Below are 23,016 nucleotides of genomic sequence, written 5' to 3'. Positions count from 1 at the left end.
GGCGGGCAAGCCTGAGGGCAACGTGCTGGCCGAGGTCAGGAGGGTTGGGCCTCGGCGTTGAACCGCCGTCAAGTAGCTGGAGAAGCAGCGAGACAGCGGCGCCGTACGCAATGCCGGCCGCGCCTGGACCATAGAGGCATGGCTGACCCATTGGGTCGAGACCATCGCACCGCTCGCGGTCAACGAGAACACCATGGTCGGGCACGGCGTCGCTATCCGGAAGCACCTCGTTCCCGCGCTGGGAGCGCACCGTCTGGACAAGCTCAGGCCGGAGCGCATCGAGCGGTTCTAGGCCGGATGCAGGCTGACGGCCGCCGCGCCGGGACGATCCATCAGATTCACCGCACCTTCCGGACGGCCCTGAACGAGGCGGTCCGCCACGGTGACCTCACCCGGAACCCGGTACAGCTCGCCCAGGCCTCGCGTCCGAGTGACGAGGAGATCGAGCCGTACACCGTCGACGAGGTCAAGCGCCTCCATGTCGCCGCCGACAAGCGGCGGAACTCGGCCCGGTGGGCCGTGGCGCTGGCGCTCAGGCAAGGGTAGGCGCTGGGACTGAAGCGGGCGGACGTGGACACGGCGCGGGGCGTCCTGATGGTCCGTCGCAGTCGCCGCCCCCGCTATGCCCACGGGTACGGCGACTCGTGCTGGCGGAAGGCCGGCTACTGCCCGCAGCGCAAACGGACCAACCCGGAGACCGCCGACACCAAGTCGCGTGCCGGACGCCGGGTGGTCGGTCTGCCAGCACAGCTCGCGAACCTGCTGACGGTCCACCAGGTGAAGCAGGAAGCCGAACGAGTGAAGGCGGGCGATAAGTGGACGAACGAGGGACGGCTGTTCGCCACTCCGGACGCGCGGCGCCTCGCCCCGCACCGACTACGACGACTGGAAGGAGCTGCTGAGTGCCGCCGAGGTGAGGGACGGTCGTCTGCATGACGCCCGGCACACCGCCGCGCCCGTCCTGCTGATCCTCGGCGGCTCCGAGCGGGCGGTGTGGGTTTCATGGGGTGGTCCACCACCGACATGGCGGCCCGGTATCAGCACATGGTCGACACCGGGCGTACGGGCATGGCGCGACAGGTCGACGCTGGAAACCGCCGGGAGAGCGGCCGGACGGCGATGACGACGGAGCCGCCGCGGTGCTCGTACCGGCCAACTGAGACGCGAAACTGAGACGGAGGCCAAAGCGAAGGGCCCGACTCATTGAGTCGGGCCCTTCGTCTACCTGCGGTAGCGGTGGGATTTGAACCCACGGTGACGGGTTACGCCACACTCGCTTTCGAGGCGAGCTCCTTCGGCCGCTCGGACACGCTACCGAGAGAGAGCTTAGACCATCCCGGGGCGTGGACAGAAATCGGTTCTCGGCGGTGGGGCCGTACCTGGTCAGAGGGTGCGGAAGAAGGCCGTCAGCTGTTCGGCGCACTCGTCCTCCAGGACGCCGCCGATCGCCTCCGGGCGGTGGTTCAGGCGGCGGTCGCGGATGACGTCCCAGAGGGAGCCAGCCGCGCCGGCCTTCTCGTCGCGGGCCCCATATACGACCCGGTCCACCCGGGACTGGACCAGGGCGCCCGCGCACATCGTGCAGGGCTCCAGCGTGACCACCAGCGTGCAGCCGGTCAGGCGCCACTCGCCGTGGGTCTCGGCCGCCCGGCGCAGGGCCAGGATCTCGGCGTGGGCGGTCGGGTCGCCGGTGGCCTCGCGCTCGTTGTGGGCGGCGGCGAGCTCGGTTCCGTCGGGGCCGAGGACGACGGCGCCGACCGGCACATCGCCGGCCGACGCCGCCTGCGCGGCCTGGGCCAGGGCGCGGCGCATCGGTGTCTGCCAGGGGTCGCGTACGGGATCGGGTACGGGATCCGGGGCGGACTCGGTTGAGGGGTTCGGCGGTGGTGCGATCACCCGCGGACCCTAACGGACGGGACAGGTGGTGGAGCGGCGAGTTCCGGCCCGGTCAGCGGACCGACTCCAGGACCTCGGCCGCTCCCACGGCCTCCGCGATCTCCGCGAGCGCGTCGGTCTGCAGGGTGAGCAGCTCCTTCTCGGACATCCCGAGGTCGGCGAGGACCCCGAGCTCACCGATCGGGCCCGCCGGCACGGCGTCCGGGTCGGTGTCGTCGTCCGGGTCGACGGCCGCGGGGGTGGGCCGTTCCGGCTCGCCGTCCTCGGTGCCGTCGAGGTCGACGAGCTCCTCCAGTGCGGCGATCTCGTCCTCGGCCCCTGGTTCGCGGCCGAGCATTTCGTCGGTGAGCAGGATCTCCCCGTACGAGGAGCGGGCGGCGGCGGACGCGTCCGAGACGTAGATACGGGGGTCCTCCTCACCGTCCACCCGGACGACGCCGAACCAGGCGTCCTCCTGCTCGATGTAGACCAGGACCGTGTCCTCGTCCACCGAGGCCTCCCGGGCCAGATCCGTCAGATCGGACAGGGTCTCCACATCGTCGAGCTCTGTATCGCTCGCTTCCCACCCGTCTTCGGTGCGCGCGAGCAGTGCGGCGAAGTACACCGTGACTCTCCCACTGGTCATAGGCGAATCGGTCCGGCGGGAGGGTGCACGGTGATCCGTCCACCCTGAGCCCCGCCCAATCGGCATCGTGGCAGAAACAAGCGCCGTGCGAGACCTCTTCGACCGTTGCGTCGGCCATCAGTTCCAGGAGTGCCTGGTCGGCCGTCTTCCTGACGAACCCGATCGGAGGGGGGTGCGCGCCGGTGGTACGGGACGGTTCACCAGCGGAACGTGCGCATCCGCATCTGTTGCCGCATACGGGCGGCGCGGGCCCGGCGCGGCTGCACCCGGTCCCGCAGCTGTTTGGCCTCGTGGAGCTCACGGAGGAACTGGGAGCGTCGGCGGCGGCGGGCCGCGTCACTCTCCTGCGCGTCCTCGACGTCACCCGCCGCGTCCTGAGCGTCGCGCGCGTCGCGCGTCCCGCGCGAGGCCGGGTTGCGCCGCAGTTCCCCGTCAGCCATCGACACACCACCCCAGTGCTGGGTCCGTATGTCCCCACCTTCCCCCCGAACAGGTGGTTGATGCCAGCGCAGAGTGCCGGGCAGCGCGGTTACTGTTGGCGCATGCGGATCCACGTCGTCGACCACCCGCTGGTGGCGCACAAACTCACCACGCTGCGCGACAAGCGCACCGACTCCCCGACCTTCCGGCGGCTCGCCGACGAGCTGGTCACCCTCCTCGCCTACGAGGCCACCAGGGATGTGCGCACCGAGCAGGTCGACATCGAGACCCCGGTGACGCCCACGACCGGGGTGAAGCTCTCGTATCCCCGGCCCCTGGTCGTCCCGATCCTGCGGGCCGGCCTCGGCATGCTCGACGGCATGGTGCGGCTGCTGCCCACCGCCGAAGTGGGCTTCCTCGGCATGATCCGCAACGAGGAGACGCTCCAGGCGGAGACGTACGCGACCCGGATGCCCGAGGACCTCTCCGGCCGCCAGGTCTACGTCCTGGACCCGATGCTGGCCACCGGCGGCACCCTCGTGGCGGCCATCCGCGAGCTGATCAGGCGCGGCGCCGACGATGTCACCGCCGTCGTCCTCCTCGCGGCGCCCGAGGGCGTCGAGGTGATGGAGCGCGAGCTGGCCGGGACCCCGGTCACCGTCGTCACCGCCTCGGTCGACGAGCGGCTCAACGAGCACGGCTACATCGTGCCGGGCCTCGGTGACGCGGGCGACCGGATGTACGGCACGGCGGACTAGCCCCGAGCCACGGCAGGCACGACGGCAGGCACGACTTCGCGCCCCGTTCCAGCAGCGTACGAGACCGTACGCCGCCGGAACGGGGCGCTTCTGTTCGGCCTGCGGGTGGCTGCCTGCCCTGCCGTGCCTGCCGTGCTTGCCTTGCCCTGCTGTGCCTGCGGGTGCCCCGAGGACCCGCAGGCGCCCGGGGTCCGCAGGAGGACGGGGGTCAGCAGGAGGACGGGGCCGGGGCCGGCTTCGTCAGGGCCGCCATCGCGGCGGTGGCCTCCTTCGGAGTGCTGAACGCCTTGAACTTCGTCCCGAGGATCAGGTCGACCTCGCCCGTCCTGCGGGTGTCGGTCTTCTGCACCGCGCCCGCCAGCTGGGTGCCGAGCACGGTGAAGCTGCCCTTCGTCGCGGCCGGTGCGCCGAGCAGGACGCCCGTGCCGGGCACCTTCTTGTCGTACTCCTTCGACGCGTTGCCCACCTCGCCGATGGCGAATCCGCGTTTCTTGAGTTCCTCGGCGGCGGACTTGGCCAGCCCGCTGCGCGGCGTCGCGTTGTAGACGTTGACCTTGATGGCGGCCGGTTTCGGCAGTGCCCCGGCGGGGGCCGCCGACGGCTTCGCGGTGGGGCAGTCCCGCTTGTGGTCGGCCGCGGTGGCGCTCTTGTCGCCGCCGGTGAAGACGTCGATGAGCTGCAGCGTGCCCCAGCCGGCCAGGCCGAGGGCCACGACGGCTCCGATGCCCGCGAGGACCAGCCTGCGGCGGTGCCGGGGTCGGCGCATGCGGGGGTAGGCGTCGCCCGTGATGCGGTACTTTCCGCCCATGCCGGGGGGAGTGAGCATGCTCATGGAGGCAGCGTAGTGCGACCTGGGGATGATGCGTACTAAATGATCAACGTATGGCACCCGGATGAGCGTGAAAGCACCCGAAAGGCCCGAATCGGGTCTCGGTGGGGTGCGGAACCCCGGTGGGGTGTGCGGGGTGCCTCGCGGTGGGGTGCGCGGACGCCGGGGCGGGTGTCAGCCCATGTCGAGGACGCGGGCGTGCAGCACCTGGCGCTGCTGGAGCGCGGCCCGGACCGCCCGGTGCAGCCCGTCCTCCAGATAGAGGTCGCCCTGCCACTTCACGACGTGCGCGAACAGGTCGCCGTAGAACGTGGAGTCCTCGGCGAGGAGGGTTTCCAGGTCGAGCTGGCCCTTGGTGGTCACGAGCTGGTCCAGGCGAACCGGACGCGGCGCGACATCCGCCCACTGGCGGGTGCTTTCCCGGCCGTGGTCGGGGTATGGCTTCCCATTTCCGATGCGCTTGAAGATCACACGGAAAGCCTACCGGGCAAGGGCCACCGGGCGCAGCCAGGGAAGCTCACCACGATGCCGGTGCAAAGGTCGTATAGCGCCGAATAGAGCGTGATACCCGGACAGGGTGAGCGTGGAGGCGAGTGGGTCCGGTACGGGGTCCGAACCGGGCCCACTCGCGGTTCTCCTACGGGTGTCTGGGCCGGTCTCCTGCCGGCTCCTGGGCCGGTCTCTGCGGGCTCCGGGGCCGGGTGCTACTCCGAGACCCGGCCGTGGCCCTCACGCAGGCCGCCGCCGCTTCCGGGCACGCCGGTGCCGGTGCCGGTTTCGGGGGTGACCGGGCGGGTCAGGGAGCGCAGGTCGTGGGCGTACGTTCCGACGGCGTTGGCGATCACGTCGATGTTGGTGTCGAAGTGGCCCATGTCGATGTTGTCCAGATCGTCGCAGGCCGCGTGGTAGCAGGGGTCGTAGGCGATTCCCGCCTCGCCGCCGAACACCTCGGCCTGGGCCGCCGTCTTGATGCCCTCCGCCCCGGTGTCCGTACCGCCGGAGGGGATGCCGACCTCGATGAACGGCCCGTAGTCCGAGCGGCCGGTGAAGTCCGTGCCCTCGTGCGGCTTGCCCTTGCCGTCGAGGAACGCGTTGATGTCGCGCTCCAGTTGGGCCGAGCCCTCCGGGCCGGGGCCCTCGCCGACCTGGTCGGAGTCGTCGCCGTCGAAGACGAACTGGACGCCGTTCGGCGAGGCGATCATGTCGAAGTTCAGATAGAGCGCGATCTGCTCACGCTGCTTCTCGGAGAGCGCCGCGACGTACTTCTCCGAGCCGATCAGGCCGTTCTCCTCCGCCGACCACCAGGCGAACCGCACCTTGTTGGCGGGGTTGCTCTTCGACTTCGCCAGTTCCAGGGCCACTTCGAGCAGCCCGGCGGATCCGGAGCCGTTGTCGTTGATGCCGGGGCCCTCGGTCACCGAGTCGAGGTGCGCGCCGAGCATCACGGTCCGCGCCGCGCTGCCGCCGGGCGTCTCGGCGATGACGTTGCGGGTGGGGCGGTCCTCCTGGAGCTCGCGGATCTCGAAGGAGACCGTGACCTCGCCGCCCGCGAGGTCGGCGACGAGCTTCTCGCCCTCCTCCTGGGTGAGGCCGCCGGTCGGGATCTTCCCGGCGGCGACCTCGCCGAGCGTGCCGGACAGGGCGCCCTCGACGTTGTTGTAGATGACCGCTCCGGCCGCCCCGGCGTCGGCCGCGGCCGCCTGCTTCTCGGCGAAGGAGCAGCCGCCGCGCTTGATCAGGGCGATCTTGCCGGTGAAGTTCGCGGAGGCGTAGTCCGCCGCCTCGCAGCCCGGCGTCTCGTCGTCGGGGACGCCGAGGAGTCCTGCCGTCAGCCCGCCGGTCTTCGTCGACGGCGTGTACGTCATGGCCTTGATCGTGATGTCGCGGGGCGTCGGCGTCACCACGGAGAGCTTTTCGGCCAGCGTCTCCGTGTAGGTGAAGCGGAAGCTCTCGTACGAGACTTTGTACCCCGCCCGCTGGAGCTGGCGGTAGACGTAGGCAGCCGAGGCGTCGTGGCCCAGCGATCCCGCGGCGCGGTGACCGTCGGTGGAGTCGGCTATCGCCTGGAACTGCTCGAGGTGACGGTGGGCGTCGCGTGCGGACGCCTTCCTCACCAACTCCCGGGACAGTTTCGCCGCTTCCTTCGCGGGGTCGTGCGGCCCGGGGCGTCCGGGGTGCGGGGACGCGGCCAGGAGGAGCGGGGTGGCCAGGGCGGTGGCGGCCACGACAGCCATGGCTCTGCGACGTGTTGCGTGCACAGGGGTCCTTCCGGTCTGAACGACTGGATCTCTGAACGGCTGAACGAATGTGCTGCGAAGCTAGCGAGTGGGGTGCCGCCTGGGAACCTGTGTGGCCGATTTTGATCGGTGGGACCGGTGCATCGTCCTGTTCCGGCGCAGGGGCGCGTCACTTCTTCCGTGAGGTACCGGGCTTCTTCGCCGCTTTTGCCGCTTTCGCCGCCGCCTTGGCCTCCTGTTTGTACGCGCGGACCTCGACGAGCGACTCCGGGCCCGTGATGTCGGCGACCGACCGGTGCGATCCGGCCTCCCCGTACGGACCCGCCGCCTCCCGCCACCCCGTCGGCCGTACGCCGAACTGCTTGCCGAGCAGCGCCAGGAAGATCCGGGCCTTCTGGGCGCCGAAGCCGGGCAGTGCGTTGAGCCGGGCCAGCAGGTCGTCGCCGCTCGCGGCGTCCCGCCATACCGCGCTCGCGTCGCCGCCGTACTCCGCCACCAGGAACTGGCACAGCTGCTGCACCCGCTGGGCCATGGAGCCGGGGTAGCGGTGCAGGGCCGGTTTGGCGGTGAACAGCTCGGTGAAGGCGTCCGGGTCGTAGGCGGCGATCCGCCCCGCGTCCAGGTCGTCCGAGCCCATCCGTTCCGCGAGGGTGTACGGGCCCGTGAACGCCCACTCCATCGGCACCTGTTGGTCCAGCAGCATGCCGACCAGGGCGGCCAGCGGGCTGCGGCCGAGGAGCTCGTCGGCCTCCGGATTCTGGGCGATCCGCAGGGTGATGTTCTTGCCGCTGTCGCTCGTGGTCATGCCGCCGATCATCGCGAGCACGGCGGGGGACGGCGACCGGGACTGCGCCGATGGCCTCTTCTCTGTCGGCCGAAGGGAGTAAGGAGGGAGCCAAGGGGGGCAGGGGAGTAGCGGAGTCGGGGGGAGTGGGGGCCTCAGGGGGCCTCAGTGGGGAGGAGGCTTCGGCTGCCCCGATCGTCGCCCGGCCAGCATCTTCCGCTGCACCCGCCTGCCTCGCGCGACCGCCAGAGGGCCGGCACGCAGTCCGAGCGAGGGGAAGACGTCCGCCAGACGCGCCTGCAGCCCTCGCAGGCCCGGTATCGCGGTGACCGGGCGCGGGCGGTCCAGGACCTTGCGCACCGCGTCGACCACCTCCTCGGGTTCGAGCAGTCGGCCGGAGAAGGACAGTGCCGATGCGGGGTCGTCGAGTTTGTCGTGGAGCATCGGGGTCCAGATGCCGTCGGGGCAGATGCAGGAGATGTCGATCTCCTGGATCCCGGCGAGGCGCAGGTCGGCGAGTGTGCTCAGGCTGAAGCCGATCGCGGCGTGCTTGGACGCGGCGTACACCGCCTCGCCCGCCACCGCGGTGAGCCCGGCCAGCGACACGATGTTGACGATGTGTCCGCCCGTGCCGCGCATGGCCTCGATCGCGGCGACGGTGCCGTTGACCGTGCCCAGCGCGTTGACCTCCAGCATCAGTCGGCGTACGGCGGGCGGCTGCTCCCAGGCCGGCCCGGTCACGAGCACACCGGCGTTGTTGACCCAGACGTCCAGGCGGCCGGCCTCTGCCACCACGAGGTCCCGGGCCGTGGCGGTCTGGGCCTCGTCGCGCACGTCGACGCAGGCCCACAGGACGTCGGGCCCGAGCTCGGCCGCCGTGGCGCGTGCCGCGTCCCCGTCGACGTCGGTGACCAGCACCCGGTGGCCACGCTCGACCAGAGCCGCGGCGATCAGCCTGCCGAGGCCGCGGCCCGCCCCCGTGACCACCGCGCCCGCCGGCGGGCTGTTCATCGCCGGCCCCCCTCGATCTCGCCGTAGGCGATCCCGCCGTGGACGTAGGTGGGCACCACGGGCCAGAACCGCTTCCAGGGGGCGAGTTCGGTCGAGGGCAGTATCTGCAGCCAGCGCGGGTCCGCCTTGCAGCGGTCGGCGAGGGTCTTCTCCTTGACCATCGAGTCGTACTGGTCGAGGGAGTCCTCCAGCGTGTTGGCGTTGGGGCAGATCTCGCGGCCGAAGTCCTCGTGGTAGCGGCGCACGCCGGGGATCCTGGACAGTTCGGGCTGCCAGTTGTCCAGCGAGATGCCGTTCTCCGAGGACACCCACACGCCGTCGGGGGTGTTGAGCGCCAGCGAGTGGTTGCCGTCGGTGTGCCCGGGGGTCCACAGCAGCGCGACACCGGGACCGAGCTCGATGTCCTCGTCGAAGGTGACGAACATCGAAGGGTCGACGCCGCCCAGTCCGCCGTCGACGTACCACGCCCACTGCATCGGGTGCAGGGACCGCAGAGTCGCCAGCTCACGGCTGTGCACGAGCATCCGCGCCCCGCCGAAGAGCGGCTTCCGCGGCGTCCCCTCGCCCTCGATGACCTCGGTGGAGCCCAGGATCATCCGTGGGTCCTGGACGTGGAGGTGGTCGAAGGTGCAGAAGTCGATGTCGTCCGGGGTGAGTCCCAGCCGGCGCAGGACCTCGCCGGGCTCCGCGTAGTACCTCAGGACCATGCGCTCCAGCAGCTTGCCGCCGGGCACCCTGTCCGTCAGCTTCCGCAGATTGCGGTAGAACGGCGCCTCCGCGGAGCCGTCCGGCACCGTCGGCTCGAAGACCAGCGTGCGCGCCCGGCCGTCGAAGTCGTCGTACTGCACCACGATCATGCGGTTGATCATCGAGATCAGCGGGAGTGTGGGGACCGAGACGGCGTCGTGGAAGGCGTACTTCACCGGATACGGGGCCGCGGCGATATCGACCGACTTCACGGCGCGCACCCGGCCCTGGGCCTTGAAGCGCTCCTTGTACGCCGCGGCGGCCTCGCGGACCGCCCGCAGCCGTTCGCCGCGCGGCCAGACGTCGTGGACGCCGGCGAACTCGGGTATCGGCCGCGCACCGATCCCGCTCAGGTGGTCGGTTCCGGGGGGTGCCATGGGCCACTCCTCGCTCTCGTCGGGGCAGCAGAATGCCCTCCCGGTCGAGGCGGGATTTGTTTCAGCGCGACAATCTCAGAAGGTGCCCAGCACCCGGCGGCGCACCTCGCTCGGCGTGGCGTCCTCCCACCGCCGTACGGCGTGACTGAGAGCGGACTGGTCGGCGAACCCCGCCATCGCGGCCACCTGCCCGAGGGGCAGGTCGGTGGTGGTGATGTAGCGCAGCGCGAGATCCCGTCGTACGTCGTCGAGGATCTCCTCGAAGCCGGTCGATTCCGCCGCGAGCCGCCGTTGCAGCGTGCGGGGATGCATCGCCAGGAGCCGCGCGGTGCGGGCCATCGCCGCGGGGGTGGTGCCGATGCTTCCGGCCAGCGCCCGCCGGACCTGCGTGGAGACCAGGCGCTCCGGGTCGGTGTGATGGCCGGCCAGGTACGCGACGGCGAGCCGCCGGATCTCCGCGTCCGCGCTGCGGAACTCCTGGTCGAGCAGTCTTCGTTCCACCCGCAGCGCGGCGAACCGGCACCCGAACTTCACGTCCGCGCCGAAGAACCCGGTGTACCGCGACACCGGGGAGAGGGGCTGGTGCGGCAGCTCCACCGACCGGAGCCCGGCCAGGCTGCCGACCAGCGCCAGCGCCACCTGATGGAAGAGGCCGAGCCCGAGCTCGATGGCCTGCGGGGAGTACGGCGACTCGCGCAGGTCCTTGCGGTACGTCAGCGCGACCACCTCACGCCGTCCCCGAGGATCGGGTTCCACGCCGATGCTCAGCGCCGGGCTGTGGACGAACATGAACCGTGACGCGCACTCCAGCGCCTCCGCCACCGTCGATGACGCCTGGATGGCCAGCGCCAGCCGGCCGAGGATGCCGAGATCCTGGCCGGAGGCCAGGCGGAGGCCGAAATCGGGGCACCGAAGGTCACGGGCGACCGCGTCGAGCATCAGGTCGTGGCGGGTGATCGGGACGAGCCCCTCATCGGAGGTGAGCGCTTCCGGAGGGATCGCGAACCGTCCCATGAAGTCTCCGGGGTCGCCGCCGAGCTCTTCGACGAGGCGGGCGAACCCGCGCAGGCTGGTCCCTCGGATCATCGCCCCCACGGGGCGATGCTAACCGCGGTTACGGAGTCGGCCCGGTGTCCGCCCCCAGCCGGTCCGCGCGCATGCGCAGATAGCGGGTCTCGGGCTCGCTGAGCGTGGCGTCGGCGGCCGCGCGGTAGGCGGTGCGGGCGGCTTCCGGTTCCCCGGCCCGCTCCAGGAGATGAGCGCGTACGGCATCGAGGCGGTAGGGAGGCTCCACCGTCCCCGCCAGGGCGTCGACCGCCGCCAGTCCCGCCCGGGGCCCGTGCACCATGGCCACGGCGACCGCCCGGCCCAGCGCGGCGGCGGGGTCGGGGGTGCGCCGGACGAGGAGGTCGTACAGGGCGAGGATCTGCGGCCAGTCGGTGTCCTCGGCGCGCTCCGCCTCGTCGTGCAGGGCGGCGACGGCGGCCTGGAGCTGGTAGTCCCCGGCCGGCCCCTGGGCGAGCGCCTCCTCGGCCAGCGCGGTGCCCTCCGCGATCGCCGTACGGTCCCAGCGGGCGCGGTCCTGTTCGTCGAGCGGGATCAGCTCACCGTCGGGCCCGGTGCGCGCCTCGGTGCGCGCCTCGGTGAGGACCATCAGGGCCAGCAGCCCGGTCACCCGTCCTTCGCGGGGCAGCAGCCGGCGGACGGCGCGGGTCAGCCGGATCGCCTCGCGCGCCAGGTCGGTGCGGTGGAGGTCGGGGCCCGCGGTGGCGGTGTAGCCCTCGTTGAAGATCAGGTAGAGGACCTGGAGCGCGGCGGCGAGCCGCTGGTCGCGGTCCCGGGCGTCCGGCTGCCGGAACTGCGCACCGCGCACCGTCCGCTTGGCCCGGCTGATCCGCTGCGCCATCGTCGCCTCCGGCACCAGATGGGCGCGGGCGATCTCCGCCGTGGTCAGGCCGCCGACCGCGCGGAGGGTCAGCGCGATCTGGGCGGCCGGGGAGAGCGCGGGATGGCAGCAGAGGAAGAGCAGGGTGAGCGTGTCGTCCTCGGAGGGGGCCCGGCCCTCGCCGGGCGGCGGCGCGACGAACGCGTCGGCGGGGGTGAGGGCCGCCGCCGACTCCTCGCGTCGGCGACGGGCCTCGTCGCTGCGCAGCCGGTCGGTGAGGCGGCGGGAGGCGACCCGGATCAGCCAGCCGCGCGGGTTGTCGGGGACCCCGTCCGCGGGCCACTGTCCGGCGGCCGCGATCAGGGCCTCCTGCACGGAGTCCTCGGCCGGGTCGAAGTGACCGTACCGGCGCACGAGCGCGCCGAGGACCTGCGGCGCGTGGCGGCGCAGCAGGTCCTCGATGTCGTCGGTCGTGCGGTCCACCTGGACCTTTCGGCTTCTGTCAGTCGTCGATCCCGCCGTCGACGGGCCGGATGAGCACCGGGTAGTCCGGCGCCCCGGCCGGCTGCGGACAGCGTGCCACGCGGGCGGCGATCTCGGTCACCCTTTCCAGGCTCTCGCAGTCGAGCACCCAGAACCCGGCGAGCAGCTCCTTCGTCTCGCTGTACGGCCCGTCCGAGACCACCGGACGGCCCTCGCCGTCGAGGCTGACGGCCCGGCCCGAGGCGGGCTCCCGCAGCCCGTAGCCGGTGACCAGCTCGCCCGACTCGGCGAGGTCGTCGTTGATGCTGCCCATGTAGGCGAACATCTCCTGCATGGCCTTCTCGTCCCAGGCCGGGCTGTCGGGGTTCCCCTTGCCGGTCTGCGCCTCGTAGTCCGCCTGGCTGCCCTGGACCATCACCAGATACTTCATGACCGTCGCCTCCGTGGTCGTTCCCGGTTGTTCTTTCCGCTTACACAGGGGACGTCGGCGCCGGTGCGGGGTTCTCGACACCACGCGCGAAGTTCTTTCGGATTCACCCGCTGGAGGGGCGTTCACCCGCCGGAGTGGGCGGAACGGGGCGTTCAGTAAAGTTCGGCTGCGCCTCGTCTCCGCTCGTCGCGCCCGTTTCCCACCCGCTCCGAACGACGAGGTCCCGGCCCGTGTCTCCCTCTCCAGACCCGCTTCCCCACCCGGTCTCCGTCGTGGGGATCGGCGCCGACGGCTTCTCCGGCCTGTCCGGTACGGCACGGGAGGCGCTGTGCGCGGCGGAGGTGCTGATCGGCGGGGCGCGTCAGCTGGAGCTGCTCCCGCCGGAGTGCGCCGGTGCCCGGGTGGGCTGGCCGTCCCCGCTGAGGCCGGCCGTCCCGCGGCTGCTCGCCGAGCACCGGGGGCGCCGGATCGCGGTGCTGGCGAGCGGGGACCCGATGTTCTACGGGATCGGGCGGGCGCTCGCGGAGGAGCTGGGGCCGGCCGGGCTGCACGTGCTGCCGCACCCGTCGTCCGTCGCGTACGCCTGCGCCCGCCTCGGCTGGCCACAGGAGGACACGGAGGTCGTGACGCTGGTGGGCCGTCCGGCGGCACGGCTGGCCGCTTCGCTGTACGAGGGCCGTCGGCTGCTGGTCCTGAGCGCGGACGCGAGCACGCCCGCCACGGTCGCCGCGCTCCTGACGTCCCACGGCTTCGGCCCGAGCCGGCTGCGGGTGCTGGAACAGCTGGGCGGCCCGGACGAGAGCTGCGCCGAGGGCCTCGCGCGGCAGTGGGCGCACGCGCCGGGGGACCGGCTGAACGTCATCGCGATCGAGTGCCGGGCGTCGGCGGACGCGCTGCGGCTCGGCACGGTCCCGGGGCTGCCGGACGAGGCGTACGAGCACGACGGCCAGCTCACCAAGCGGCACATCCGGGCCGCCACGCTCGGGGCCCTGGCCCCCGGGCCCGGGGAACTGCTGTGGGACGTGGGCGGCGGCTCGGGCTCGATCGCGATCGAGTGGCTGCGGGCGCACCCGTCCTGCCGGGCACTGAGCGTGGAGCGGGACCCGGTGCGGGCCGAGCGGATCACCCGTAACGCGGAGCGCCTCGGCGTCCCCGGCCTGCGGGTCGTCACCGGCCCGGCCCCGTCGGCCCTGGCCGGACTCCCGGTCCCGGACGCGGTGTTCATCGGCGGCGGCCTGACCGCGCCGGGCCTGCTGGACGCGTGCTGGGAGGCGCTGCGGCCGGGGGGCCGGCTGGTCGCGAACACGGTGACGCTGGAGTCGGAGGCGCTGCTGGCCGAACGGCACAAGGCGCACGGCGGCGAGCTGGTGCGCCTGGCGGTGGCGCACGCCGTCCCGGTCGGCGGTTTCACCGGATGGCGTCAGGCGATGCCGGTGACGCAGTGGTCGGTGACCAAGCCCTCGAGTTCCGGGGCACGTTCGTACAAGGGAGATGGATCATGACGGTGTACTTCATCGGCGCGGGCCCCGGCGCGGCCGACCTGATCACGGTGCGCGGCGCCCGGATCCTCGCCGCCAGTCCGGTCTGCCTGTACGCGGGCAGCCTGGTCCCGGTGGAACTGCTGGCCGAGTGCCCGAAGGACGCCCGTCTGGTCGACACGGCGAATCTGGACATCGAGCAGATCACCGCCGAGCTGGTCCGGGCCCGCGCGGACGGCCACGACGTGGCGAGGCTGCACTCGGGCGACCCGTCGGTCTTCAGCGCGGTGAACGAGCAGATGAAGCGCCTGGACGAGGCGGGCGTCCCGTACGAAGTGGTCCCCGGCGTCCCCGCGTTCGCGGCGGCGGCAGCGGCGCTGAAGCGCGAGCTGACGGTCCCGACGGTCGGTCAGACGGTCATCCTGACCCGGGTCGCCCAGCGCGCCACGGCGATGCCGGAGGGCGAGGACCTGGCGACGCTGGGCCGCAGCGGCGCGCTGATCGTGCTGCACCTGGCGGCGCGCTACGTGGACCGCGTGGTGGCCGAACTGCTCCCGCACTACGGGGCGGACTGCCCGGCGGCGGTGGTGGCGATGGCGTCCCGCCCGGACGAGATCATCCTGCGCGGCCCGCTGGACTCGATCGCCGAGCAGGTGAAGGCGGCGGGGGTGATCCGGACGGCGGTCATCATGGTGGGCCGGACGCTGGGGGCCGAGCAGTTCCGGGACAGCCATCTGTATGCGGTGGGGCGGGACCGGGGGGCGTGCTGAGCCTCTGGTTCCCGCCTGTGTCCGTACGGGGGTAACCCCCAGTACCACCCCTGAGGTCAGCGCATCGGCACGGCGGGGGGAGAGCCGGATGGGCCGATCCCCTCATCGCTGGTGGGATGGTCGTCGACCCCGGCGCCGGGGGCGGAACCCCGTGGGCCACCGCCTGAGCGCCGGACACGCAGGCCATCCGATCAGGGCGGGAATCATCATGCATGTGTCAGGACGACGTTGGCGGGACCTGCTTGTCCTGAGCAGCCTCGGCGCGGTTCTCCTTGCCACGTCGACCGGGACGGCGGCGGCGAAGCCGGCGCACGCCGATCCGCTCCAGCGGCAGGTGGACGCGGTCCACGAGAGCGGGGCCGTGGGGGTCTCGGCGGAGGTGACGTCACCGGACACCCGGGACGTCGCGCGCGCCGGGACGGCCCGGAAGGGCACGGGGAAGCCGATGCCACGGGACGGCAGATTCCGGATCGGCAGCGCCACCAAGACCTTCACCGCCACGGTCGTGCTGCAACTCGTGGGCGAGGGGCGGCTGTCCCTGGACGACACCGTCGAGCACTGGCTTCCGGGAGTGGTCAGCGGCAACGGCAACGACGGCAACCGGATCACCGTGCGACAGCTGCTGCAGCACACCAGCGGACTCCATGACATCGGGCCCGAGCTGTCCGTGCTGAAGAGCGCGGACGGCTATCGGGCCGAGCGGTTCCGCACCCGCACCCCCGAGGAGTTGGTGCGGCTGGCGATGGAGTATCCGCCCGACTTCACCCCGGACGAGGGCAAGTGGTCGTACTCCAACACCAACTACCTGCTCGCCGCGATGATCACCCAGGAGGTCACCGGCCGGAGCTGGGCACGGGAGGTGAAGGACCGGATCATCCGTCCGCTGGGCCTGAAGGACACCAGTACGCCCGGCGCCTTCCCGTTCATCCTGGGACCGCACGCCCAGGGCTACGCGTTCGACGCCGGCATCGACGTCACGGTGCTCAACTCCAGCATGGCCGTCGGCTCCGGATCGCTCATCAGCACCGCGCACGACCTGAACCGGTTCTACGCCGCACTGCTCGGCGGCGGACTGCTGGATCCGGAGCAGCTCGAGGAGATGACGGCGTCCGTGGACGCGCCCGAGCTGGGCGTGGGTTACGGACTCGGCCTGGCCGAGATCCCGTTGTCCTGCGGCGGCAGCTACTTCGGCCACCGGGGCGAACTGCTCGGCTACATCACCTGGGGCGGCGCCACCAGGGACGGAAGCCGGACCGCCGTGGTGTACGTCACCAGCGGCGGCGGCAAGGAAACCCAGCAGGCCATGATGACTCTCGTGGACCGGGAGCTGTGCGGGACTCGCTCCTAGCGCTCCACCCGGAAGAAGCGTCCCGGCACCGGAAGTTCCTGCCCGCGGCCTCTCCGGCAGAGCCCCGGACATGCCCGTGCCCGGCGGCGAACAGGTCGCTGCCGGGCACGGGAACGGGCTCAGCCCCGGGTAGAGGCGTCGCGCGTCAGCCCTTGATCTCGATCTCGCCGTTCTTCGCGGCCGAGGAGTCGGCCGCCGGGGCGTCCGGGGTCGCGGGAGCGGGCACCGTACGGCCCTTCAGGTTCTGGAGGAGGGACGTCATGTCCACGCCCGTCGTGGAGGTGAGCAGCTCCATGCCCTGGGCGACGTTGTCGGTGACCGTGCGGGCCAGCTGGCTCGCGCCGTCCGTGGAGATGACCGTCATCTTGTCGATGGCGCTCAGCGGCTCGGAGGCCTTCGCCACGACGCTCGGGAGGACCTCGACCAGCATCTGGAGGACGGCCGCGTCGCCGTACTGCGCGAACGCGTCGGCCTTCTTCTGCATGGCCTCGGCCTCGGCCGCACCCTTGGCGGCGATCGCCGCGGCGTCCGCCTCACCCTCGATGCGGACCGCGTCGGCCAGCGCCGAACGGTGCAGCTTCTCGCCCTGACCGGTCAGACGCGAGCGCTCCGCGTCGGCCTCGGCCTCCTTGACCTGGGCGATGCGGCGGGCCTCCGCCTCCTGCTCGGCCTGGTAGCGGGCGGCGTCGGCGGGCTTACGGACCTTCGTGTCCAGCTCGCGGTCGGTCAGCGCGGCCTGGCGCTCGGCGACCTTCTCCTGCTCCTGGAGGACTTCCTGCTGGCGTGCGGCCTCGGCGAGGGGACCGGCGGCGTTGGCCTTGGCGGACGCGGCCTCCGTCTCGGCCTTGATCTCGGCCTGCTTCAGGTAGTACGTCCGCTCGGCGATGGCGATTTCCTCGGCCGCCTTCAGCCGGGCCTGCTCCGAGGCCCGCTTCGCGATGGCCTCGGCGATGTCCGCCTCCTGCTTGGCGCGGGCGGCCTCCGGGCGGCCGAGGTCCTCCAGGTAGGAGCCCTCGGTGGTGATGTCCTGGATCTGGAAGGCGTCCAGGATCAGGCCCTGGCCGGAGAGGCTGGCCTCGGCCTCCTCGGCGACCTGGCCGGCGAACGCGGCCCGGTCCCGGATGATGTCCTCGACCGACATGCGGCCGACGATCGCGCGCAGCGCTCCGGAGAGCACTTCCTGGGTGAAGCCGACGATGCCGTCCTGCTGCTGCAGGAAGCGCTGGGCGGCGGCGCGGATCGCGTCCTCGCTGCCGCCGACCTTGACGATCGCGACGCCTTCGAGGTTGGACTTCACGCCGCGCAGCGTCACCGCGCCGCGCACGGAGATCGGGATGTGCCGGCTGGAGAGGTCCAGGGTGAACTTCTGCTGGACGAACGGCACGACGAAGACGCCGCCGCCGACGACGACCTTCTGGCCGCTGTTGTCGATGCTGGTCTGCCCGGTGACCGGGTCCGTCGACTTCTTGCCGCGACGGCCGGTGATGATGAACGCCTCGCTGGGCCCGGCCACCTTGTAGCGCGTGATGACGACGAGGCCGAGCAGAACGAGGAGTACGACGATGCCGATGACGGCGATGACTACTGGACTCATGGGATTTGTCCCCCCTGCCTCCCGTGGGGGGACGGCAGATCGTTGTGGAGCGGGGCGGTGCTAGGGAGTTGGTCGGTGCGGTGTGCCGCTTAACGGTGGAGCGCGACGGTGGGTGGCCGGCGGGGGTGCGTACGGTGGTGGCGTGGTCAACGCTCCACCGGGCGGACCGCGACCGAGGTCGTCGACAGGGCCTCTTCCACCCAGATCTCGGTCCCGCGCGCGACGGCCGCGGCCGACTTGGCCGCGTACTTGACGGGCTGGCCGCCCAGGCGCAGCAGCACTTCGCCGTAGCCCCCGACCGGGATGGCCGTCACGACGGAACCCGAGGTGCCGATCAGGTCGGAGCCGCGTGGCGTGGCGTCCGTCTGGTCCCGCATCAGGGCCTTGCTGAACTTCCAGGTCAGCCAGCCGGCCACCAGTCCGGTGGCGCCGCCGACGACGGTGGCCAGGAGCGTTCCGGCGCTCGTCGTGCCGAGCACGATGGCTCCGCCGAAGCCGAGCATCGAGAGGAAACCGGCGATCACCGGAAGCGAGAGCAGCCCGTCGAAGAGGCCGTCGAGAACGCCGTCGAAGAGTCCTTCGAGGACCCCGCCGAAGATCAGGGAGAGCGCGAGCAGCACGATCCCCGCAAGGCCGAGGCCGAGAAAGAAGGTCACGCGATCACTCCCCTGATGTCGACTTCCCCCGAGCGTTTTCCGTCGATCTGGCTGGATGATCCCATACACCACCTGCTTCGGTCACTGCCGGGTTCCGGCAATCTTTACGCTTCTTTGATGCCGGACAGGCGGTCGGTGAGGGTGGAGAGTGACTGGAACGTGGCTCCGAGCAGCGCCACGTGCTTCCAGCGCAGCACCCCGTCCGGGCCGATCAGGAAGACCGCCCGCCGCACCCCGATGCCCGGGGCGGACACTCCGTACGCCTTGGCGATCTCCCGGCCCTCGTCGGCCAGCAGCGGCATCCGCAGGTCGAAGGCGCGGGCGAACGACTCGTGGCTGTCCACACCCTGTGGACTGATGCCCCAGACGTCGGCGTCGAGGCCCTCGAAGGCCTCCATGCCCGAGGAGTACGAGCACAGCTGCTTCGTGCAGACGCTGGTGTTGTCCCCCGGGTAGAACGCCAGGACCACGGACCGGCCGGCGGCGGACGACAGCCGGTAGTCGGCGCGTTCGAAGGAATCCCCCGAGAGCACTCCGCCCGGGAGAGTGAAGTCCGGTGCTGCGTCGCCGAGTTGAGGTCCTGATGCCATGGCGGGCTCCTTCGGTGTCGTATACGGGGATGGTGGTGATGGCACGAATGGTTCCGCGATCGTGACCGTACAGTGGACGGCACTCTCCGCCCCCGTCGAGTCGGCGCCCCGTCGGACCGGCGGTCCGTACGCCCATCCGGAGCGGCCTCGGCGCCGAATACGGGGGAGAGGGGGCCCTGCGCCCCGCACCCGGACCTGGAGGTACGCGTGGCCCAACGACCGCCGTCGGCAGCGGTTCTCGTTCTGCACGGGGGCCGCGAGACCGGGGCGCAACCCCCGCCGCCCGGCCCGCTGAACCTGCCCGGCGTACGGATGCGCCCCTTCGTCCGGGCCGTCGCGCGGGCCGCCCGCGCGGCCGGTGAGGACGTCCTGCTGAGGCAGGTCCGCTATGCCCACCGGGGCTGGAACGGCACCCGCGCCGATCCCTTCCACGACGCGGTGGCCGCCCTCGACGCGCTGCGGGAGGACGCGGGCGAGGACCTGCCGGTGGTGCTCCTGGGCCACTCCATGGGGGCGCGCGCCGCCCTCCGCGCCGCCGGGCACCCCCTGGTGCGGGGCGTCGTCGGGCTCGCCCCCTGGTGTCCGCCGGGGGACCCGGTCACCCAGCTCGCGGGCCGCGACGTCGTCCTGGTGCACAGCAACCGGGACCGGATGACCAGCCCCCAGGCCACCCAGTCCCTCACCACCCGGGCCCGTCGCGCCGGAGCCCGTACCTGCATGGTCACCGTCCGGGGCGGCGACCACGCCATGATCCGGCGCGCCCCCGCCTGGCACCGCCTCACCACCGCCCTGGTCACCGGGCTGCTCGGTTCCGGCAGTCTGCCGGGCCCGGTAGGCGCGGCCCTCGCCCTGCCGCACACCGCCGAGGCCACCGAGGGCACCCTCGACCTGGACCTCGATCTCGACCTCGGCCCGCTCCGGGACCGGACGGGCGTCCGCCGCTGACCGGCGCCGCTGCGGATGCGGGTCCGGAGGCGGCGGCCGACGATGGAGTCCCGGGATCCGGGGCCGACGACGGCGGGAGGCATGCTCTTGCAGGCCGAGACGTGCGCCGACGGCATGCCGTCGTTCTTCGACCCCAGAACCGTCGCGGCCCTGTTCGACGGCAATCCGGCCGCCGTCGCGATCCTCGACCAGGATCTCCGCTACACCTACGTCAACCCCGCCCTCGAACGGCTCAACGGCCTCCCCGCCGCCTCCCACGTCGGGCGCACCTTCTCCCAGGTGCTGCCCGACCTGCGCGGTCAGGCCGCCGCCCTGCGCGCCGTGCTGGCCGACGGAGAGCCCCGCGAGGAGACGATCCAGGGGCAGACCTGGGCGGTGTCCGACGAGGACCTGCGGTTCTGGCGCGCCACGTACCACCGGCTCGACACGGGCGGGGCGGCACACGCCCTGATGGCGATCGTCGTCGAGATCACCGACATCACCCGGGAGCGCGCGGAGCTGCGGCAGGCCCGCGGCCACGTCGCCCTGCTCAGCACCGCCGCCGTCCGGATCGGCACGACGCTCGACATGGACACCACCTGCCAGGAGCTCGCCTCCTTCGTCGTGCCCGCGTTCGCCGACATCGCGGTGGTCGACGTGTTCCCGCCCGAGGTGGGGCACTCCGTACGCCGCTCGGTCCCCGGCGTCGTACGGCTGCGGCGGGCCGCGGTGCGGGGCGCCGGTGACCTCGACGAGCAGGTGCAGCGGTTCGGCCACCCCGGGGAGTACGTCGACTTCGCGGCGGACTCCGCGGTGACCCGCTGCCTGGCCGAGAACGAGCCGGTGCTCGACGACTGGGAGGACCACCAGCGGGGCCGGAACGCCTTCACCTCGGAGCGGATCGCCGCCTGCCGGGACCTGGGGCTGCGCCAGGCGCTCGTCGTCCCGCTCACCGCCCGGAGCCGGCCGCTCGGCACGCTCAGCCTCGTCCGGTCCGGGCGCGGGCCCGCCTTCAGCGACCAGGACGTGGCCGTCGCCCGCGAACTCGCCGTCCGGGCGGCCGTCGACCTCGACCACGCCCGCCGCTACGACCGCGAGCACAGCATCGCCCGCGAACTCCAGCGCGCCCTGCTCGCCGAACCCCGCGGCCTCCACCCGCACGTCGAGGTCGCCACCCGCTACCTCCCCGCCGACCGGGGCGTCCTGGTCGGCGGGGACTGGTTCGACGTCGTACCGCTCAAGGACGGCCGGCACCTCAAGGCGATGGGCGACGTGATGGGCCACGGGGTGGAGGCGGCCGTCGCCATGAGCCAGTACCGCTCGCTGCTGCGGCTGCTGGCGGGGGAGGACCTGCCGCCGCACCGGATCCTGGAGCAGCTCGACATCATGGTGGAGCGGTCGGGCCTGGACCGGGCGGCGACCTGTCTGCTCGCCGTCGTCGACCGGTTCGGCGGGGTGTGCGAGGTGGCCAGCGCGGGCCATCTGCCCCCGGTCTTCATCGACCCGGGCGCCGCCGGGGCCCGGGTGGTCCCGGTGCCGGTGGGGCCGCCGCTGGGCACCGGGTTCGGCGGCTACCGGACCGCGTCCGTGTCCTGCGGACCGGGGACCGTGCTGTTCATGTACACCGACGGCCTGGTGGAGCGCCGGGGCGAGGACATCGACGTGTCCGTGCGGCGGCTGGCCTCGCTGACCCTGCCGCCGGGCGGGCACCTGGAGGACCTGCTGGACCGGGTGCTGGACCGGTTCGGCGCGGACGCGGAGGACGACATCGCCGTCCTGGCCTCCCGGATCCGCGAGGGACCCCCGGTGGTGCGGCCGCCCCCTGCACGGTGACGGTCCGCCTGTGCCCGGTGACGGTCCGCCTGCCGTCCGGGAGCGGCGCGGCTCAGCCCAGCTCCAGGCTCGTGATGCCGTACAGGCCCGGCCGGTCGATCTCCGGCTCCGGGCCCGCGTACATCCGGGCCGTGTCGAACGACGGGGCCAGGCCCAGCTCCCCGGCCAGCCGGACCGCCGCCGGGTTGACGTCGGGTACGTCGACGGCGACCGGGGTGCCGGGGGCGGTGGCCGCGAGCGCGCTGACCAGGGCCGCCGCCACGGCGGGGGAGGCGGCGTACAGCGGGCCGATCCGGGACGCGGCGCGGCAGGCCCGGAGCACCGCGAGGCCCTGGAGCCCGCCGTCGCGGACGGCCGCCAGGGCGGTGCGGTGCGGGGCGGTGATCCAGGAGGCCAGGAAGGTGTCCCGGGCGGCCGGGAAGTACCGCCGGTCGTAGGCGGCGAGCAGGTCGAACGGCACGCTCCGGGCGTCGACCAGGGCGGTGCCCGGCGGCGGCGCGAGGTCCGGCGGGGGCGTCCCCTCGCAGCGCGCGTTGCTCCAGCAGGCGCGGAAGCCGGAGCGGCGGTAGCGGTCCTGCTGGGCGGGCACCCCGTCCAGTCCCACGACGCGTCCGGCGAGCCGGTCCGTCCCGGCCCGCCAGGTCCGTCGCCCGTAGCCCTGTCCGCGCAGGTGGGGGCGGGTCAGGTAGAAGCCCAGGAAGCCGTACGCGCTGCCGTAGCGGACGACGGAGACGGAGCTGACCGGTTCGCCGTCCAGACGGCCGAACAGGAAGCCGCCGGGGTCGGTCGCGAAGAACACCCCGCCGTCGGCCAGGCCCGGGTTCCAGCCCTCCTCGTGGGCCCACTCGCCCAGCGTCACGATGTCCTCGGCGCTGGCCGCGGTGATCTCGAAGGGGTTCGGCACGGCGGAGTCCCGAATCCGGCGCAGGCCCTGGCCCATGTCCCGGCCGACGTGTCAGGCCGCTTCCGGGTTCTTCTGCCGTCGGCCGCGCAGCTGCCGCAGGACGAGGGCGGCCGAGGTGATCAGCGGCAGCAGCCCCGCCACCGCGTCGGCGGTGGTCAGCTTGTCGTGCGAGCCCTTGGTCCGGCGGACCTGCTTGGACGCCCTGATGACCGCGAGCGCGCTGCTGCCCAGGCTCAGTACGAGCCCGGCCTTGCCGCCGCGCGGGCCCTTGGCGGACGTTGACCGGTTCTTCGCCATCGGAGCTACCTCCAGGTGCGGGCCGTCCCGTTCGCGGGCGCGCCCTCCCCGTACACGTAACCGGCTGTCCGCCGCCCCCGCAAACGGGGGCGGCCCGCGGGCGGGTGAGCTCCCGCCGTGGCACCACAGCGCCATCCCCC

The 23,016-nt window shown here is 72.4% G+C and carries 23 protein-coding genes, 1 tRNA gene and 1 pseudogene; 7 read left to right on the top strand and 18 right to left on the bottom strand.

Annotated features, from left to right (window positions below; translation table 11 throughout):
- Positions 1 to 76: 76 nt before the first annotated feature.
- Positions 77 to 1,160, top strand: a pseudogene (gene xerC, locus ACH4UK_RS17430) (tyrosine recombinase XerC); the annotation flags it as partial.
- Positions 1,161 to 1,228: 68 nt separating this feature from the next.
- On the opposite strand, the gene ACH4UK_RS17425 reads toward xerC, so the two are convergent.
- From ACH4UK_RS17425 to ACH4UK_RS17410, 4 genes are all read right to left on the bottom strand, one after another.
- Positions 1,229 to 1,316 (bottom strand) — tRNA-Ser (locus tag ACH4UK_RS17425).
- A gap of 67 nt (positions 1,317 to 1,383) precedes the next feature.
- On the bottom strand, positions 1,384 to 1,812 hold the full coding sequence (gene tadA, locus ACH4UK_RS17420) for a tRNA adenosine(34) deaminase TadA (protein ID WP_398357755.1): 429 nt from the start codon (positions 1,810 to 1,812) through the stop codon (positions 1,384 to 1,386).
- A gap of 136 nt (positions 1,813 to 1,948) precedes the next feature.
- Positions 1,949 to 2,500, bottom strand: a complete 552-nt coding sequence (locus ACH4UK_RS17415; RefSeq protein WP_398357753.1) for a hypothetical protein — start codon at positions 2,498 to 2,500, stop codon at positions 1,949 to 1,951.
- Positions 2,501 to 2,718: 218 nt separating this feature from the next.
- Positions 2,719 to 2,961: a hypothetical protein gene (locus ACH4UK_RS17410; protein ID WP_398357184.1), complete on the bottom strand. Its 243-nt coding sequence runs from the start codon at positions 2,959 to 2,961 to the stop codon at positions 2,719 to 2,721.
- Between the two features lie 102 nt (positions 2,962 to 3,063).
- Here ACH4UK_RS17410 and upp point away from each other — a divergent pair, with 102 nt between their 5' ends.
- A complete protein-coding gene (gene upp / locus ACH4UK_RS17405) occupies positions 3,064 to 3,699 on the top strand; it encodes a uracil phosphoribosyltransferase (protein WP_398357182.1) in 636 nt (211 codons plus the stop codon).
- 208 nt (positions 3,700 to 3,907) lie between these two features.
- Here the strand turns inward: upp and ACH4UK_RS17400 are convergent, their stop codons facing one another.
- The 9 genes from ACH4UK_RS17400 to ACH4UK_RS17360 form a co-directional block, all read right to left on the bottom strand.
- Complete coding sequence (locus tag ACH4UK_RS17400; protein ID WP_398357751.1) at positions 3,908 to 4,507, bottom strand: LytR C-terminal domain-containing protein; 600 nt, start codon at positions 4,505 to 4,507, stop codon at positions 3,908 to 3,910.
- Between the two features lie 195 nt (positions 4,508 to 4,702).
- A complete protein-coding gene (locus ACH4UK_RS17395) occupies positions 4,703 to 4,999 on the bottom strand; it encodes a type II toxin-antitoxin system VapB family antitoxin (protein WP_007446323.1) in 297 nt (98 codons plus the stop codon).
- Between the two features lie 233 nt (positions 5,000 to 5,232).
- Entirely contained in the window at positions 5,233 to 6,762 is a 1,530-nt protein-coding gene (locus tag ACH4UK_RS17390; RefSeq protein WP_398357180.1) for a M28 family metallopeptidase, read from the bottom strand.
- 172 nt (positions 6,763 to 6,934) lie between these two features.
- On the bottom strand, positions 6,935 to 7,570 hold the full coding sequence (locus ACH4UK_RS17385; protein ID WP_398357178.1) for an HhH-GPD-type base excision DNA repair protein: 636 nt from the start codon (positions 7,568 to 7,570) through the stop codon (positions 6,935 to 6,937).
- Between the two features lie 144 nt (positions 7,571 to 7,714).
- Positions 7,715 to 8,560, bottom strand: a complete 846-nt coding sequence (locus tag ACH4UK_RS17380; protein WP_398357177.1) for an SDR family oxidoreductase — start codon at positions 8,558 to 8,560, stop codon at positions 7,715 to 7,717.
- Complete coding sequence (locus tag ACH4UK_RS17375) at positions 8,557 to 9,684, bottom strand: hypothetical protein (RefSeq protein ID WP_398357175.1); 1,128 nt, start codon at positions 9,682 to 9,684, stop codon at positions 8,557 to 8,559. The genes ACH4UK_RS17380 and ACH4UK_RS17375 overlap by 4 nt, the downstream gene beginning before the upstream one ends.
- Positions 9,685 to 9,759: 75 nt before the next feature.
- On the bottom strand, positions 9,760 to 10,770 hold the full coding sequence (locus tag ACH4UK_RS17370) for an AraC family transcriptional regulator (RefSeq protein ID WP_398357749.1): 1,011 nt from the start codon (positions 10,768 to 10,770) through the stop codon (positions 9,760 to 9,762).
- A gap of 28 nt (positions 10,771 to 10,798) precedes the next feature.
- Positions 10,799 to 12,052 carry an RNA polymerase sigma factor gene (locus ACH4UK_RS17365; protein WP_398357173.1) on the bottom strand — a complete coding sequence of 418 codons (1,254 nt, stop codon included), beginning with the start codon at positions 12,050 to 12,052 and terminating at the stop codon, positions 10,799 to 10,801.
- 19 nt (positions 12,053 to 12,071) lie between these two features.
- On the bottom strand, positions 12,072 to 12,482 hold the full coding sequence (locus tag ACH4UK_RS17360; RefSeq protein ID WP_398357171.1) for a YciI family protein: 411 nt from the start codon (positions 12,480 to 12,482) through the stop codon (positions 12,072 to 12,074).
- Between the two features lie 230 nt (positions 12,483 to 12,712).
- On the opposite strand from ACH4UK_RS17360, the gene cbiE reads away from it, so the two are divergent.
- The 3 genes from cbiE (at position 12,713) to ACH4UK_RS17345 (ending at position 16,078) form a co-directional block, all read left to right on the top strand.
- Positions 12,713 to 13,984, top strand: coding sequence for a precorrin-6y C5,15-methyltransferase (decarboxylating) subunit CbiE (gene cbiE, locus ACH4UK_RS17355; protein WP_398357170.1), 1,272 nt, complete (start codon positions 12,713 to 12,715; stop codon positions 13,982 to 13,984).
- A complete protein-coding gene (cobM, locus tag ACH4UK_RS17350; protein ID WP_398357168.1) occupies positions 13,981 to 14,730 on the top strand; it encodes a precorrin-4 C(11)-methyltransferase in 750 nt (249 codons plus the stop codon). The genes cbiE and cobM overlap by 4 nt, the downstream gene beginning before the upstream one ends.
- A 208-nt stretch (positions 14,731 to 14,938) precedes the next feature.
- Positions 14,939 to 16,078 carry a serine hydrolase domain-containing protein gene (locus ACH4UK_RS17345; RefSeq protein ID WP_398357166.1) on the top strand — a complete coding sequence of 380 codons (1,140 nt, stop codon included), beginning with the start codon at positions 14,939 to 14,941 and terminating at the stop codon, positions 16,076 to 16,078.
- Between the two features lie 145 nt (positions 16,079 to 16,223).
- Here the strand turns inward: ACH4UK_RS17345 and ACH4UK_RS17340 are convergent, their stop codons facing one another.
- From ACH4UK_RS17340 to ACH4UK_RS17330, 3 genes are all read right to left on the bottom strand, one after another.
- Entirely contained in the window at positions 16,224 to 17,672 is a 1,449-nt protein-coding gene (locus tag ACH4UK_RS17340) for a flotillin family protein (RefSeq protein WP_398357164.1), read from the bottom strand.
- Positions 17,673 to 17,818: 146 nt separating this feature from the next.
- On the bottom strand, positions 17,819 to 18,328 hold the full coding sequence (locus ACH4UK_RS17335; RefSeq protein ID WP_398357162.1) for a hypothetical protein: 510 nt from the start codon (positions 18,326 to 18,328) through the stop codon (positions 17,819 to 17,821).
- 104 nt (positions 18,329 to 18,432) lie between these two features.
- Positions 18,433 to 18,918 carry a peroxiredoxin gene (locus ACH4UK_RS17330; protein WP_398357160.1) on the bottom strand — a complete coding sequence of 162 codons (486 nt, stop codon included), beginning with the start codon at positions 18,916 to 18,918 and terminating at the stop codon, positions 18,433 to 18,435.
- 207 nt (positions 18,919 to 19,125) lie between these two features.
- On the opposite strand from ACH4UK_RS17330, the gene ACH4UK_RS17325 reads away from it, so the two are divergent.
- Both ACH4UK_RS17325 and ACH4UK_RS17320 read left to right on the top strand, forming a co-directional pair.
- Complete coding sequence (locus ACH4UK_RS17325; protein WP_398357159.1) at positions 19,126 to 19,863, top strand: alpha/beta family hydrolase; 738 nt, start codon at positions 19,126 to 19,128, stop codon at positions 19,861 to 19,863.
- Positions 19,864 to 19,944: 81 nt separating this feature from the next.
- On the top strand, positions 19,945 to 21,675 hold the full coding sequence (locus ACH4UK_RS17320; RefSeq protein ID WP_398357157.1) for a SpoIIE family protein phosphatase: 1,731 nt from the start codon (positions 19,945 to 19,947) through the stop codon (positions 21,673 to 21,675).
- 52 nt (positions 21,676 to 21,727) lie between these two features.
- Here ACH4UK_RS17320 and ACH4UK_RS17315 read toward each other — a convergent pair whose 3' ends face one another.
- Positions 21,728 to 22,579: a GNAT family N-acetyltransferase gene (locus ACH4UK_RS17315; RefSeq protein WP_398357156.1), complete on the bottom strand. Its 852-nt coding sequence runs from the start codon at positions 22,577 to 22,579 to the stop codon at positions 21,728 to 21,730.
- A gap of 51 nt (positions 22,580 to 22,630) precedes the next feature.
- Positions 22,631 to 22,876: a hypothetical protein gene (locus ACH4UK_RS17310; RefSeq protein ID WP_398357154.1), complete on the bottom strand. Its 246-nt coding sequence runs from the start codon at positions 22,874 to 22,876 to the stop codon at positions 22,631 to 22,633.
- Between the last annotated feature and the right edge of the window lie 140 nt (positions 22,877 to 23,016).

Origin of the sequence: Streptomyces sp. NPDC020884, from assembly GCF_044333935.1 — a bacterium.
In the GTDB taxonomy this organism is placed as follows: Bacteria; Actinomycetota; Actinomycetes; order Streptomycetales; family Streptomycetaceae; genus Streptomyces.
This window is presented reverse-complemented; position numbering and strand designations above follow the sequence as displayed.